General features: G+C 74.2%; 13 protein-coding genes and 1 pseudogene. 8 read left to right on the top strand and 6 right to left on the bottom strand.

Annotated features, from left to right (window positions below; genetic code table 11):
- Positions 1-19: 19 nt before the first annotated feature.
- The 5 genes from ABEA77_RS26455 to ABEA77_RS26435 all read right to left on the bottom strand — a co-directional run bounded on the left by ABEA77_RS26455 (position 20) and on the right by ABEA77_RS26435 (position 4575).
- Positions 20-805: a hypothetical protein gene (locus ABEA77_RS26455; RefSeq protein WP_345652616.1), complete on the bottom strand. Its 786-nt coding sequence runs from the start codon at positions 803-805 to the stop codon at positions 20-22.
- A 9-nt stretch (positions 806-814) separates the two neighbouring features.
- The gene (locus ABEA77_RS26450) at positions 815-1000 is read right to left on the bottom strand and encodes a hypothetical protein (RefSeq protein WP_345652614.1); all 186 of its coding nucleotides are present in this window, start codon (positions 998-1000) and stop codon (positions 815-817) included.
- A 177-nt stretch (positions 1001-1177) separates the two neighbouring features.
- Positions 1178-2260, bottom strand: a complete 1083-nt coding sequence (locus tag ABEA77_RS26445; protein WP_345652612.1) for a S1 family peptidase — start codon at positions 2258-2260, stop codon at positions 1178-1180.
- Between the two features lie 357 nt (positions 2261-2617).
- Positions 2618-3685: a serine hydrolase domain-containing protein gene (locus ABEA77_RS26440; protein WP_345652610.1), complete on the bottom strand. Its 1068-nt coding sequence runs from the start codon at positions 3683-3685 to the stop codon at positions 2618-2620.
- Positions 3682-4575 carry an IclR family transcriptional regulator gene (locus ABEA77_RS26435; RefSeq protein WP_345652607.1) on the bottom strand — a complete coding sequence of 298 codons (894 nt, stop codon included), beginning with the start codon at positions 4573-4575 and terminating at the stop codon, positions 3682-3684. Before ABEA77_RS26435 ends, ABEA77_RS26440 begins: the two co-directional genes overlap by 4 nt.
- A 54-nt stretch (positions 4576-4629) precedes the next feature.
- Here ABEA77_RS26435 and ABEA77_RS26430 point away from each other — a divergent pair, with 54 nt between their 5' ends.
- The 5 genes from ABEA77_RS26430 to ABEA77_RS26410 are packed head-to-tail and all read left to right on the top strand — an operon-like array spanning position 4630 to position 9866.
- Positions 4630-6201 (top strand): ABC transporter substrate-binding protein, encoded by a 1572-nt coding sequence (locus ABEA77_RS26430; RefSeq protein WP_345652603.1) that lies wholly within the window; start codon positions 4630-4632, stop codon positions 6199-6201.
- Positions 6198-7199 (top strand): ABC transporter permease, encoded by a 1002-nt coding sequence (locus ABEA77_RS26425; protein WP_345652600.1) that lies wholly within the window; start codon positions 6198-6200, stop codon positions 7197-7199. The genes ABEA77_RS26430 and ABEA77_RS26425 overlap by 4 nt, the downstream gene beginning before the upstream one ends.
- Positions 7196-8113, top strand: a complete 918-nt coding sequence (locus tag ABEA77_RS26420; RefSeq protein WP_345652597.1) for an ABC transporter permease — start codon at positions 7196-7198, stop codon at positions 8111-8113. Before ABEA77_RS26425 ends, ABEA77_RS26420 begins: the two co-directional genes overlap by 4 nt.
- On the top strand, positions 8110-8955 hold the full coding sequence (locus tag ABEA77_RS26415; RefSeq protein ID WP_345652594.1) for an ATP-binding cassette domain-containing protein: 846 nt from the start codon (positions 8110-8112) through the stop codon (positions 8953-8955). Before ABEA77_RS26420 ends, ABEA77_RS26415 begins: the two co-directional genes overlap by 4 nt.
- Entirely contained in the window at positions 8952-9866 is a 915-nt protein-coding gene (locus ABEA77_RS26410) for an ATP-binding cassette domain-containing protein (RefSeq protein ID WP_345652591.1), read from the top strand. The genes ABEA77_RS26415 and ABEA77_RS26410 overlap by 4 nt, the downstream gene beginning before the upstream one ends.
- Positions 9867-9885: 19 nt before the next feature.
- Here ABEA77_RS26410 and ABEA77_RS26405 read toward each other — a convergent pair whose 3' ends face one another.
- Complete coding sequence (locus ABEA77_RS26405; RefSeq protein ID WP_345652623.1) at positions 9886-10821, bottom strand: ROK family protein; 936 nt, start codon at positions 10819-10821, stop codon at positions 9886-9888.
- A 63-nt stretch (positions 10822-10884) separates the two neighbouring features.
- Here ABEA77_RS26405 and ABEA77_RS26400 point away from each other — a divergent pair, with 63 nt between their 5' ends.
- The 3 genes and pseudogenes from ABEA77_RS26400 to ABEA77_RS26390 all read left to right on the top strand — a co-directional run.
- On the top strand, positions 10885-11757 hold the full coding sequence (locus ABEA77_RS26400) for a creatininase family protein (RefSeq protein ID WP_345652589.1): 873 nt from the start codon (positions 10885-10887) through the stop codon (positions 11755-11757).
- Positions 11754-12881 (top strand): mandelate racemase/muconate lactonizing enzyme family protein, encoded by a 1128-nt coding sequence (locus tag ABEA77_RS26395; RefSeq protein ID WP_345652586.1) that lies wholly within the window; start codon positions 11754-11756, stop codon positions 12879-12881. The genes ABEA77_RS26400 and ABEA77_RS26395 overlap by 4 nt, the downstream gene beginning before the upstream one ends.
- A 36-nt stretch (positions 12882-12917) precedes the next feature.
- Positions 12918-13446: pseudogene (locus ABEA77_RS26390) on the top strand (TetR/AcrR family transcriptional regulator C-terminal domain-containing protein); the annotation flags it as partial.
- Positions 13447-13557: the final 111 nt, after the last annotated feature.

The raw sequence follows: 13557 nt of genomic DNA, 5'->3' as shown, positions 1-13557 counted from the left end.
TGCGCCCGCGCCGGTGCGCTCACGCGGCGGCCCCGGCGCGCAGGGCGCGCGCCGCCTGGGTGTGCAGCGCCACGCGCGCGTCGGCGCCGCCCATCTGCGCCACGAAGTCGAGGCCCGCGTCGAGGCCCAGGGTGTCGGGCACCCCGTCGAGCACGGCGAGCCAGCGGCCGGTGCCTGCGGCCTGGAGCCAGTCGCGGCGGCGCACGGCGCGCACGAAGCCGCGCGCCACGTCCACCGGCCGTCGCGCGGCCACCCGTGCGACACCGGAGTGAGAGTCCGGCACGGCCAGGGCGGCGAGCACCGCGAGCTGATGGGCCAGCGTCTGCCAGGGGGCGCCGTCGAGCCAGTCGGTGGAGGGCTCGGCCGCGGGGACCCCGTGCGGGGGCTCCGGGGCCGCGGCCCCGTCCCCCGGCTGCACTGCACGGCCCCTCGATTGCTCCGAACGGGTGAATGTGCCGACCGTGTCCGCGGTGCCGGCCAGCCGGAGAAGTGTCTGCGTCATCGCCCAGTGGCTCCACGCGGACACGGCGGAGGCGTCGGAACTGGGCGGGAAGACCGTGACGGCCTGCTGGAGGAGTGCGAGGTCGGACCGGTCCGCGGGACGGCCGAGCAGCACGCTCGGCAGCAGCAGGTCGGAGCCCAGCACGCGCACCGCCGCGAGTCCGAGGCCGTCGTCGCCGCTGATCCCGGCGCTGCCGCCCACACCGCCGACGTGGTCCCCGCCCCGGAGGGCGGAGACCACCTCGAACGCGAGGTCCTGTACCGCGCCCGTCAGACGGGTCGAGGTACCTGACTGCTCGGTCATGGACTTCCGTCAGCCCTTCTTCGGCCGCGGGGTCGGGGGCGACAGCAGCAGGCCACCGCTGCCGCCGGCCAGGGCCAGCGCCGCGCATTCGCGCGAGTCGCGGAAGGTGCCTTCTGCCTCCAGAGGGTTGAGGGCTGCTTCGAGATCCGTGTCCTGAAGCTGCGTGTCGCGGGTCACGGGTTCGACGGAAGCCATCCCCACCATCCCCTTTCGATTGGTTCTTCGCTTGCGTCACCCATCACAACACACAAACCGCACAAGGGGCAAAAGGGGCAAATCTCCCTGAAATGCCGCACTCTGTAATGTGCGGAGTTCAACAGGCAGAGTGTGCAGGCACACCGGCGCCGACGGCCGCCGGCGCCGGTGCGCGCGTCAGCCGATCTCGGCGCCGAGCGCCTTCAGCGCGTCGGGCACGGGCTGGAAGTAAGTCTCCCCGCCCGAGGTGCAGTTGCCGCTGCCACCGGAGGTGAGCCCGAGGGCGGTCGAGCCGTCGAAGAGGGGGCCGCCGCTGTCGCCGGGCTCGGCGCACACCGAGGTCTTGATGAGCCCGCTCACCGACCCCTCCTGGTAGTTGACCGTCGCGTCGAGGCCCGTCACCTCGCCCGTGTGGGTCTTCGTGGTGCTTCCGCTGCGCTCCACGGTCTGCCCCACGAGCGCGGTGCCCGCCTCCTTGACCGGCTGCGTCTTGCCGTTGTAGAGGTTCACCTCGCTGGGGTGCGGGGTGTCCGGGGAGGTGTACTTGACCAGGGAGTAGTCGTGGGTCGGGAAGGTCGCGCTCTCCGTCTTCGCGAGCTCGCTGCCGCTCTGCTTGTCGGACCAGGTCGAGACGGCCTTCCCGCAGTGACCCGCGGTCAGGAAGTACGGGTCGCCGTCCTTGACCACGTTGAAGCCGAGCGAGCAGCGGGCGTCGCTGCCCCAGATCGCATCGCCGCCCGACAGGTCCAGCGACAGCCGGCCCCCGGTGCGTTCGAGCACGGCCCGGCCGCCCAGATCGCCGACGACCTTGTTGAGCCTGGCGAGGCGGTCGTCGGTCACCGTGCCGTCCGCCGTCACCACGACCTTGTCGGCCCGCGGGTCGATGACCCAGGACGTGCCGGTCATGGTGGCGCGGTCGCGCAGGGTGGCGGTGGCGGAGCGCAGGTCCGCCAGCGAGTTGGGGACCAGGCGGGGCGTCGCGCCCCCGGCCCGTACGGTGTCGGCCGCCGACTCGTCCAGGACGTTGACCACGAGCCGGTGACGCGCGGCGTCGTAGTACGAGCCCTGCGAGGTGTCGTCGAAGCGCGCGGCGAGCGAGTCGGCGGAGGCCGCGGAGATCCCCTCGGGCCCCGGCGGGGCCGGGGCCGCGGGCCTCGCCTGGGCCGAAGCGGCGGCGGACAGGACGGCGGTGGCGGTCAGGGCGAGGGCGCAGGCACCGGCCAGTCGGGTGCGCCGCGGCGAGACGTGTCTGTACGGCAACTCAGGACCCTTCGGGGCAGAGGTTCGGCACGGACACGCGGGGCGGTCTTCACACTCCGAGTCGCGTCCGCGCCCGGTTGCGACGACTTCTTCCCGCCTTGCCGGGGTCGCGGTGTGATCCGCGCCGATTTCGCACCTGCGGGTAGTGCCCGCCCGCCAACCGGCCGCACCGCCGCGCAGCCGCCCGCGGTCCCCGCTACGCGCGAAGGGCCCTGGCGGCCCGTCAGGCCCCTCGCGGGCCGGTCCCCGCGGTCCGCGGGTGGTCCTCACGGGTGGACGCGGCGCGCCCCGGCGGCGTGTCGCACGCGCCGCCGTCACCCCCGCGCGTAGAGGGCGTTGCCCCGCGCGTAGAGGGCGTCACCCCCGCGCGTGGAGGATGTGCGCCGTGTCGTGGAAGGCCCGGCGCACCGCGCCGACCGCGTCGCCCTCGCGCGTGGGGTGGACGCGGTTGGTGAGGAGCACCGCGTAGAGCCCGGCGACCGGGTCGACCCACACGCTGGTGCCGGTGAAGCCGGTGTGTCCGTACGAGGCGGGTCCGAAGGCCGTGCCGACCGGCGAACCCACCGGGTCGAGGCCCTGCCAGGCGAGGCACCTGCGCAGGTTGAGGCCGTCCGTGTGCGGGGCGGTCATCAGCGCGTAGGTCTCCGGGCGCAGCAGCCCGGACGCGCCGCCGGCGAGGCAGGCGCCGAGCCGCTCCATGTCGGCGAGCGGCGCGAACAGCCCGGCGTGGCCGCAGACCCCGCCGAGCACGGCGGCGTTCTCGTCGTGCACCTCGCCCACGACGACCCGGCCGCGCCAGGGGCAGTACTCGGTGGCCACGGCGCGCGCCCGGCCCGCCGCGTCCGGGGTGAAGCCCGTACGGGACAGGCCGAGCGGTCCGCTCACCGTCTCGGCCACCAGGGCGTCGAGCGGGGTGCGCGCCGCCGCCTCGGCGATCAGCCCGAGCAGCATGAAGCCTTGCGACGAGTACGTGACACGGGTGCCGGGCGGCCCGGTCAGCGGCAGTGTGCCGAGCGCGGCGAGCAGCGCCTGCCTGGTGGGATGCTCGCGGTACATCGGCACCTGGCCGGGCAGTCCCGAGGTGTGCGCGAGGAGGTCCCCCACCGTCAGCTCCGCCTTGTCGGTGGCGGCGTACGCGGGCAGGCGGGCGCCGACCGTGTCCGCGAGTGCGAGCTGCCCCCGGTCGACGAGCGCCATCACCGCGAGCCCCACCACCGGCTTGGTCAGGGACGCCAGGTCCCACAGGTCCTCACCGTCGAGGGGCGGGCCGTCAGGGCCGGGGCAGCCGGGGGCGGTGCCGGTGTGTCCGCGCCTCCCGGTCCAGCCGCGGTCGAGGACCGCGTCCGCGGTCCCCACCGACCAGGCCGCGCCGGAGAACACCCCCGAGCGGCGGGCCTGTTCGAGCAGATCGCGCAGTGTGCTCACGCCCGGCCCCCGTCTGTCTCGTGGACGGCCTGGACGGACTCGACGGCTTGGGGGGCCTGGACGCGCTGGGCGGCGGGCACCACGCCGAGGCGCGGTGGCGGGCCGCCGAGCCCGGCCGATACGGTGCGCGCTGCCGCGCGCAGCATCGGTCCGAACACCTCGACGGCCGCGTCGTCCAGGGTGAACACCGGGCCGCACACCGCGAGCGCGCCCACGGGCCGCCCGTCGGAGGCGCGCACCACCGCGGCGACCCCGCGCGTGTCCTCCTCGCCGTACCCGTCGTCCACCGCGTAGCCGCGCCGCGCCGTACGGTCCAACTCCGCGCGCAACTCAGCCGGTTCGGTCAGGGTGTACGGGGTGGCCGGGGCCGGGCGGGCCGGGCCCGCCAGCGCCTCGGCGGCCTCTTCGGTGGGGAGTGCGGCGAGCATCGCGAGGCCCGCCGCCGAGCAGTGCAGCGGCGAACGCCCGCCGGGGCGCAGGCCCGTGGCGTAGTGGCCGGCGGGCTCGGAGAGCGCGAGACAGACGGCGTCGCCCGCGTCGGGCACCGCGTAGTACGCGAGCAGACCCGTGCGCTGCCGCAGGTCGGCGAGGACGGGCCGGGCGAGCGCGAGGCCGGGCTCCGCGTCGAGCGCGGCGGCGGCGAGGCCGAGCAGCCGGGGCCCAGGACGGTAGCTGCCCTGCTCGGCGGCGTGTGCGAAGCCGTACTCGGCCATGGTGCGCAGATGGCGGTGGACCGTCGGCTTCGTCAGACCCGTCCGCCGGGCGATGTCGCCCAGGCGGTGCGGCCCCCCGCCCTCCTCGACCAGGGCGAGCAGCACCTCCATCGCCTTGTCGACCGGACCCTTCGCGGGCTCCTGTGCGGTGCTTCGGGTGTTGACCGGTTTCCCCATGTCGCTTAGCTTAACCCAACCGCATTCCATCTGACGGAACGGATGTGCTGTTCAATGGAACGAATACGTCAGGGGAGGGCGCGCCGCGACGGCCCGCCCCGCCGCGACGTGCTGCGCCTCGGAGCCCTCGCCGTGCCCGCGCTCGCACTGCCCGCCCTGCTCGCGGGGTGCGGGGCCGACCCCGCGAGCGACGCGGGCAACGTCCTGCGCCTCTCCCAGCCGGGCGACCCGAAGACCATGGACCCGCAGAAACAGGGCGACATGACGTCGATGAACGCCCTGATCAACATGTTCGACACGCTCACCACGCGCGGCACCGACGGCAAGCTGCACCCGGGGCTCGCCCTCACCTGGCGGGTCGTCTCCCCGCTGACCTGGCGCTTCACCCTGCGCCCCGGCGTGGCCTTCCACAACGGCGAGCCCTGCGACGCGCACGCGGTGAAGTTCAGCATCGAGCGGCTGCTCGACCCCGCCACCGCCTCGCCCATCGTGGAACTGCGGTACGTCAAGGGCGTGACGGCCGTCGACGACCACACCGTCGACCTGCACACCTCCGTGCACGACCCGATCATCCCCGAGAAGGTCTCCCTCTTCGGCGGGGTCGCCGTGCCGCCCCGCTACCTCGCCCGCGTCGGCGACGACGGTTTCGCCCAACGCCCCGTCGGCACCGGGCCCTTCACCTTCGTCGGCTGGCAGCGCGACCACGAGCTGCGGATGCGGGCCAACCCGCACTACTGGGGCGGCAGGCCCGAGGTCGACGCACTCGTCTTCACCCCCGCGCCCAACGCCTCCTCCTCCCTCGCGGCCCTCCAGAGCGGCGGCGTCGACCTCGTCACCGGCCTCACCCCTGACGCCGCACAGCAGTTGGACGGGTACACCGGCGTCACCCTCGACAGCCACACCGGCATCAGGACCTCGTACCTCTCCGTCAACACCCTCGACAAGGGCCCGCTGCGCGACAAGCGGGTCCGCCGGGCGCTCAACCACGCCGTGGACGTACGGCTGCTCATCAAGGCCGTGCTCGGCGGCAAGGCCACCGAGGTGCCCGCGATGATCCCGCGCGGCGCCTTCGGCTACGACCCCTCCCTGAAGCCCTTCACCCGCTCCGTGCCCACCGCGCGCAGGCTGCTCGCCGAGGCCGGCTACCCGCACGGCTTCAGCACCGAACTCACCGCCTCCAACATCGACTCCGACGTCGCGGAGGCCATCTCCGGCCTGCTCGCCCGCGCCGGCGTGCACGCCCGGGTCAACCTCCTCGACCCCGGCACCTACGCCGACCGGCTCACCTCCGACGACCACGGCGCCCTCGGCCCGCTCTACCTCGCCGCGAGCACCGTGTGGACCCTGGACGGCGAGTCCATGATCCAGTCCAACGTGCGCAGCGACCGCAGGCAGAGCCGCTGGCACAACAAGGAGGCCGACCGCCTCGTCGACATCGAGGAACTCGCCGTGGAACCCGAGAGGCGCCGCCGCGCCTTCTCCGACCTCCAGCGGCTGATGCTGGAGGAGGCACCCTTCGTGCCCCTCTACCAGATCGACACCATTCTCGCCCGCAACCAGCGGCCCCGCTGGACCCCGGGCCCCGCCGGCGTCCTCGCCATGGCCAGCGCGGAGGTCTCCCGATGACCGACCTGACGCCCCGTCACGCCCCGGCGTCCGGCGCGGGGGACGAGGCACCCGCGCGGCGCGGCGACGCCGCCCGGATCCTGCGGCTCGTCCTCACCAGGCTCACCGCCGCGATCCTCGTCCTGCTGTGCACCGCCACCGTCTCGTTCTTCCTCGTACGGCTCTCCGGCGACCCCGTGAAGCTCCTGCTGCCGCCCGACGCGACCGCGCACCAGGAAGCCACCCTGCGCGCGAGTCTCGGCCTCGACCGGCCGCTGCTCACGCAGTACCTCGACTACCTCTGGGGACTGCCGCGGCTCGACCTCGGCACCTCGCTCTTCTACCACGAGCCCGTCAGCCATGTGCTCGCCGACCGGCTGCCCGCCACCCTCGAACTCGCCGCAGGCGCCCTCGTGGTGACCCTCGGCATCGCCCTGCCCGCGGGCGTCTTCGCGGCGATGCGCCGAGGCCGCGCCTCCGACCGCGGGGTGATGGCGGGCGTCCTGCTCGGCCAGTCCACCCCGCCGTTCTGGGTCGGCATCCTGCTCATCCTGGTCTTCGCCGTCGGCCTGCACGCGCTGCCCGCATCCGGCTACGGCACCTTCGCCAACCTGGTGCTGCCGTCCGTGACACTCGCCGTCTACTCCGTCGCCGTCGTCGCCAGACTCCTGCGCTCCTCCCTGATCGACGTGCTCTCCTCCGACCACATACGCACCGCGCGCGCCAAGGGCTTCGGCCCGCTCAAGACCGTCTTCGTGCACGCCCTGCGCAACGCGTCGCTGCCCGTCGTCACCGTCGTAGGCCTCGAAGTCGGCAGCCTCCTCGGCGGCGCCATCCTCACCGAGCAGGTCTTCTCCTGGCCCGGCGTCGGCCGGCTGACCATCGAGGCCATCTCCAACCGTGACTTCCCGCTCGTGCAGGCCACCGTCCTGTTCTTCGCCGCCGTGTTCGTCGTGGTGAACCTGCTCGTCGACCTCTCCTACAGCCTCCTCGACCCGAGGGTGAGGACGTCCCGATGACCGTCACCCCAGCCACCGCCGCCACCGCGCCCCCGCCGGCCGCCACGGCCCGGCGCTCCACCCGCACCGCCGCCGTACGCACCCTGCTGCGCAACAGACTCGCCGTCACCGCACTCGCGTTCCTCGCGCTGCTGATCGTCGTCGCCGTGTTCGCGCCGCTGATCGCGCCCGACGACCCCAACGCGCAGGACCTCCTGATGCGGCTCAAACCACCCGCCTGGCAGCACGGCGGCAGCGGTGCCCATCTCCTCGGCACCGACCAGCTCGGCCGGGACATGCTCTCCCGCGTCCTGTACGGCACCCGGGTCTCGCTCCTCGTCGGCGCGAGCGCCGCGCTGCTCGCCGGCATCGTCGGCACCCTCGTCGGCCTCGCCTCCGGCTACCTCGGCGGCTGGCCTGACCGGGTCCTCATGCGCCTCGCCGACGTCCAACTCGCCTTCCCCGCCATCCTGCTGGCACTCGCCATCGTCGGCTTCCTCGGCTCCGGGCTGTGGTACGTGATCCTCGTACTCGGCTTCACCGGCTGGGTCTCGTACGCCCGCGTCGTGCGTTCCGAGGTGCTGTCGCTGCGCTCCCGCGACTTCGTCACCGAGGCGCGGGCGATCGGTGTCACCGACCCGGCGATCATGCGGCGCCACCTGCTGCCCAACGTGATGGCGCCCCTCGCCACCATCGGCACCCTGCACATCGCCGCGGCCATCGTCGCCGAGGCGTCGCTCAGCTACCTCGGCCTCGGCGTGCCCAAGGAGACCGTCACCTGGGGCTCCATGCTCGCCGACGGGCAGCTCTACCTCGGCACGTCGTGGTGGGTCGCCGTCTTCCCCGGCATCGCCCTGATGCTCACCTCGCTCGCCGTCAACATCACAGGAGACGCCCTGCGGGACGTCGCTGACCCGAAGGCGTACCGACGATGACCACACAGAACAAGGCGACGGCCGCCCCGCGCGGGGCCGCCGGGGAACCCGTACTCGCCGTCGAGGACCTCAGCGTGGACTTCCTCCTCGACACCGGCGCCGTACACGCGGTGCGCGGGGTGAGCTGGCAGGTCGCCGCGGGCGAAACCCTCGCCGTGGTGGGGGAGTCCGGCAGCGGCAAGACGGCCACCGCGCTCTCCGTCCTCCGGCTCAACCCGGAGCCGCCGTGCGTCTACCCGGGCGGCCGGGTCCTCTTCGCGGGGGAGGACCTCCTCTCCTGCGGCGAGAAGCGGCTGCGCGCGGTGCGGGGCGGCGCCGTCTCGATGGTCTTCCAGGACCCGATGACCAGCCTCGATCCGCTCCAGCGCGTCGGCACCCAGGTCGCGGAGGTGCTGCGGCACCACAGGGGCGCGTCGAGGGCCGAGGCCCGCGAGGCGGCGCTCGCCGCGCTCGACGAGGTCGGCGTGCCCGACCCCGCCCGCCGCTACCGCCAGTACCCGCACGAGCTCTCCGGCGGCCTGCGCCAGCGCGTGATGATCGCCGCCGCGCTGGTCGGCAGGCCCGACGTGCTCATCGCGGACGAGCCGACGACCGCGCTCGACGTCACCGTGCAGCGGCAGATCCTCGACCTGCTGCTGTCCCTCAAGGAACGGCACGGCATGGCGGTCGTGCTCATCACCCACGACCTCGGCGTGGTCGCGGAGACCGCGGACCGGGTCGTCGTCATGAACCGCGGGGAGGTCGTCGAGAACGGGGATGTCCTCGACGTCTTCGAGCACCCCGAGGACCCCTACACACGGGCGCTGCTCGCGGCGACCCCGCGATTGGAGCGTACGGCATGAGCGGTGTGTCCCCGAACGGCGGTGTGTCTCAGGACGGCGGTGTGTCCACGGGGGGCGTCAGCGGGCCGGCCGGCGGTCGGCCGCTGCTCGAACTGACCGGTATCCGCAAGGAGTTCGGCAGGGGATCCCGCCGGGTCGCGGCCGTGGACGGCGTCTCGCTCACCGTCTACGAGGGCGAGACGCTCGCCCTGGTGGGGGAGTCGGGCTGCGGCAAGACCACCCTGACCCGGCTGCTGCTGCGGCTCGCCGAACCCACCGCGGGCACGGTCTCCTTCGCCGGGCGCGACCTCGCCGCGCTCTCCGCGGGCGAACTGCGCCGCGTGCGCCGCGAGATGCAGGTCGTCCTCCAGGACCCGTACTCCTCCATGAACCCCCGCATGCGGATCGCCGACATCGTCGCCGAGCCGCTCATCACCCACGACCCCGGACTGCGCGGGCGCCGCGGCGGGGCCCGCGCCCGGCTGCGGGAGCGCGTCGGCGAACTGCTCCGGTCCGTCGGCCTCGACGCGGGCGTGCAGGACCGCTACCCGCACGAGTTCTCCGGCGGGCAGCGCCAGCGCGTCTCCATCGCCCGCGCCCTCGCCCTCTCGCCCCGGCTCGTCGTCCTCGACGAACCCACCAGCGCGCTCGACGTGTCGGTGCAGGCGGCCGTCCTCGACCTGCTCGCCGAACTCCAGCGCGTCCACGGCCTGACGTACGTGTTCGTCTCGCACAACCTCGCCGTCGTACGGCAGGTGGCCGACCGGGTCGCCGTGATGCGCGCCGGGCGGCTGGTCGAAGTGGGCGAGGCGGCGGCGGTGTTCACCGCGCCCCGCGACCCGTACACCCGCGAACTGCTCGACGCCGTCCCGGTGCCCGACCCGCGCGGCGCCCGCGAGCGCCGCGCCGCCCGCACGGCGGTGCCCGGGTGAGCCGCGCGGACCCCTGCGGCTACCGGTGCGAGAGCACCAGGCCCGCGCCGCCGAGCAGCGCGATGTCGTCCACCGCCGTGTCGGCGACCACGACGCGCGGCGGCTCGGCGCCCGGCCCGGCCCCGTCCCTGCGCAGCCGCTCCTCAAGCAGCGCGCGGAAGTGCTCGCCGCCGTCCCTCGCCTCGCCGTGCAGTACGAACAGGCCGGGCGCGAACAGCTGCTGGACGTTGACCAGACCCAGCACCAGGTTCTCCGCGTACTCCGCGACCAGCGCGCGCGCCCGGGCGTCGGCCGACGCCACCAGCGCGCCGAGGTCCGCCCGCGCGCCGAGGCCGAGGGCCGCGGCGCGCGCCCGCAGCCACCGCGTGGTCGCCACCGTCTTCCAGCAGCCGGTGTTGCCGCAGGTGCACCGCTCGTCGCCGCCCGTCACCGCCATGTGCGCGCCGCTGCGGCCGCCGAGCGGCGCCACCACCTCGCCCTCGTACAGGATGCCGACGCCCAGCACCTCGCCCGTCGACACCGAGGCGAAGGTGCGCCGGCCGCGCCCCGCGCCGAACCACCGGTCGCCGAGCACCTGCAGGCGCGCCCGGTGCTCGACCCGCACGGGGACGCCCACCAGCGCGCCGAGCCGCTCGCACACCGGGTACCCGCGCAGCGCCGGTACGTCGTTGACCTCGACGATCAGCCCGGCCGCCGGGTCCACGATGCCGGCCGCCGCCACCCCGATCCCGGCGGGCGGGTGCCCCGCGAACACACCGGCGGCGGCCGTGAGCGCCGCGTCCACCTCGCTCCGGCCGCGCGCGTTCGGCGGATACGCCGCCTCGGCCCGCTCAAGGACCCGGCCCGAGGCGCTCAGCACCGCAGCGCGCACCCGTCCCGGTACCAGTTCCACGGCGCCCAGCGTCCGCGCCCGCGGGGACGCCGGTGCCTCGGCCGGGGGCCCGACCAACCGCAACCGCGTAGTTCTCTGCGCCATGCGGCGAACTCTGCCACGACAGCGTTTCCGGGAGACAGCACTGTGAGTCAACGAAATATGTCCGAGCTGTCCTGGCGCGAGGCCCGCGCCGCGGGCGCCACGGGGATCGCGCTGCTGCCCATCGGGTCGCAGGAGCAGCACGCGGCCCACCTGCCGCTCGGCACCGACACCCTCCTCGCGGAGGCGGTCGTCGACCGGGCCCTCGGCCTGCTCGCCGCGCCCGCGCCGGGGGAGGACACCACCGAGGTGGTGCGGCTGCCCACGCTGCCCTACGGGCACAGCCCCCACCACCTCTTCGCCGCCGCGCTCTCGCTGTCGGCGCCGACGCTCGCCGCCGTACTCGACGACCTGCTGTCCTCGCTGGTGGCCAGCGGCTTCCGCCGCGTCCTCTTGGTCAACGGGCACGGCGGCAACGACGAGATCATGCGGCTCGCCGTCAAGCGGTTCGCGCTGCGGCCCGAGGCCGCGGGCGCCACCGTCGCCGCCTGCTCGTACTGGACGGTGACCGCGGACGACACCGGAGCCGCGGCCGCCGGCGGCCCCGTCGAGCGGCCCGAGGTGACCCCCGGCCACGCCGGGTGGTTCGAGACCTCGCTGATGCTCGCGGCCCACCCCGGGCTCGTCCGCACGCCCGTGCCCGTACGGGAGCCCGTCGCGGTGCCGCCGCTGTTCGACAACCCGCCCTACCCGGGGCTCACCACCGAGCGGCACGGCGAGTGGGCCCGGGTCGGCGGGGCCACCGACGACGCGTCCGGCGCGGACGCGGACGCCGGACGGCGGTTGCTGGACGCGCGGGCCCGCGGGCTCGCCCGCGCCGTACGGGCCTTCGACACCGCGACCCGGCCGGAGGCCGCGCCCGCCCCCGCCCCCACCGCGGGGACCCCAAGGACCCCCGCTGATCGAGGAGAACAATGAAGATCACAGACGTCGACGTGCAGGTGGTCAACCTCCCGCTGGTCAACCCGTTCACCAGTTCCTTCGAGACCAAGACCGGGGAGACCCGCACGGTCGTGCGGGTGCGCACCGACGACGGCGTCGAGGGCTGGGGCGAGACCATGTGGGGCAGGCCGGTCGCCGCGATCGTGGAGAACCTGGCGAAGGACCTCATCGGCACCAGCCCCTTCGCCCTCGAAGCGTTCCACCGCAGGCAGCACATGGTGCCGTTCTTCTACGGCTACCTCGGCTACGCGGCGCTCGCCGCCCTCGACGTCGCCTGCTGGGACGCGATGGGCAAGGCCACCGGGCAGTCCCTGACCGACCTGCTCGGCGGCCCGGTGCGCGACGAGGTCCCGATCACCGCGCTCGTCACCCGCGCCGACGCGCCCGGCGCCGACCGGGCCGCGCTGCCCGGCGCGCTCGCCGAGCACGCGGCCCGCGTCGTCGCCGAGGGCGGCTTCCGCGCGGTCAAGCTCAAGGGCACCGTCGACGTGGAGGGCGACGTGGCGATCCTGCGCGCGCTGCGCGCCGCGCTGCCCGGCGTCGACCTGCGGGTCGACCCCAACGCCGCCTGGTCGGTGCCGGATTCGGTACGGGCCGGGATAGCGCTCGAGGAACTCGACCTGGAGTACCTGGAGGACCCGTGCACCGGCATCGAGGGCATGAGCCAGGTGCACGCCAGGGTCCGCATCCCGCTGTGCACCAACATGTGCGTCGTACGGTTCGAGGAGTTCGCGCCCGCGATGCGGCTCAACGCGGTCGACGTGATCCACGGCGACGTCTACAAGTGGGGCGGCATCGCCCCCACCAAGGCGCTCGCCGCGCACTGCGAGACGTTCGGGCTCGGCATGAACCTGCACAGCGGCGGCGAGCTGGGCATCGCGACCGCCGCGCACCTCGCGGTCGTCGCGAGCACACCGGTGCTCTCGCGGGCCATCGATTCCATGTACTACCTGCACGCCGACGACATCATCGAGCCACTCGGCCTCGCCGAGGGCAGGCTCCGGGTGCCCACGGGCCCCGGCCTCGGCGTCACCGTGGACGAGGACAAGCTGCGGCACTACGCGGCGGTCAACGAGCGCGAGGGTGACCTCACCGGGTGAGGCGGCCGGGTGCGCGGTGCCCGGCCGCGCGCCCCCGGGCCGTCGTCGCCGTACGCGCACATCGTGAGCGAGGAGGACATCGACGATCTGCTCGTCGGCCGCCCCTTCTCCGAGATCGTGGTGCCAGAACCCGGACCGGCCGCGTGGCGCGGGCAGATCCTCGACGTGTACGCGCAGATCCGCGACCAGTACCTCAAATACCCGGGAGTCTCCCGTGCCACCGCTGGGAGCGGTCCCGACCAACCTCGCCACGCTGCGGGTCAGAGAGGGGCTACTGGCGATCCTCCTCGCCGGCGGAGTCGAGGCGCGGGACGCCGCCTGGGCGCTCGACGCCCTGTCCCTCTATGTCAGCGCCTACGCCTTGGAGCAGTCGCTGGTCGAGCAGCGGCGCAGACACCCGGACGAGGAATGGGTGCTCGACCGCGGGGAACTGATCCGCCGGTTCACCGCGCTGCCGGCCGACACGTTTCCGCACACCCGCCGCCACGCCGCCGAGCTGGCCTCGGGCACAGGACACGACCGCTTCGAGTTCACCCTCCGGCTGGTGACGGACCACCTCACCCGGCACGGGGCGGCCAGGCGTCCGGCACCGCCGGATGAACGCGGGCGCACACCCGCTCCGCGCGGACCTCTTCGGCCGGTCGTACAGCGGCCCCCTTCCCGGGGCCGTCCCTGA

The sequence above is a fragment of the Streptomyces tremellae genome (genome assembly GCF_039540215.1).
GTDB lineage: Bacteria > Actinomycetota > Actinomycetes > Streptomycetales > Streptomycetaceae > Streptomyces > Streptomyces tremellae.
This window is presented reverse-complemented; position numbering and strand designations above follow the sequence as displayed.

What these genes read in the sequence shown, in the direction of transcription:
- ABEA77_RS26450 (WP_345652614.1), bottom strand. Translation starts at nt 1,000, where the DNA reads ATGGCTTCCGTCGAACCCGTGACCCGCGACACGCAGCTTCAGGACACG.
- ABEA77_RS26420 (WP_345652597.1), top strand. Translation starts at nt 7,196, where the DNA reads ATGACCGTCACCCCAGCCACCGCCGCCACCGCGCCCCCGCCGGCCGCC.
- ABEA77_RS26395 (WP_345652586.1), top strand. Translation starts at nt 11,754, where the DNA reads ATGAAGATCACAGACGTCGACGTGCAGGTGGTCAACCTCCCGCTGGTC.
- ABEA77_RS26435 (WP_345652607.1), bottom strand. Translation starts at nt 4,575, where the DNA reads ATGGGGAAACCGGTCAACACCCGAAGCACCGCACAGGAGCCCGCGAAG.
- ABEA77_RS26455 (WP_345652616.1), bottom strand. Translation starts at nt 805, where the DNA reads ATGACCGAGCAGTCAGGTACCTCGACCCGTCTGACGGGCGCGGTACAG.
- ABEA77_RS26410 (WP_345652591.1), top strand. Translation starts at nt 8,952, where the DNA reads ATGAGCGGTGTGTCCCCGAACGGCGGTGTGTCTCAGGACGGCGGTGTG.
- ABEA77_RS26430 (WP_345652603.1), top strand. Translation starts at nt 4,630, where the DNA reads ATGGAACGAATACGTCAGGGGAGGGCGCGCCGCGACGGCCCGCCCCGC.
- ABEA77_RS26425 (WP_345652600.1), top strand. Translation starts at nt 6,198, where the DNA reads ATGACCGACCTGACGCCCCGTCACGCCCCGGCGTCCGGCGCGGGGGAC.
- ABEA77_RS26415 (WP_345652594.1), top strand. Translation starts at nt 8,110, where the DNA reads ATGACCACACAGAACAAGGCGACGGCCGCCCCGCGCGGGGCCGCCGGG.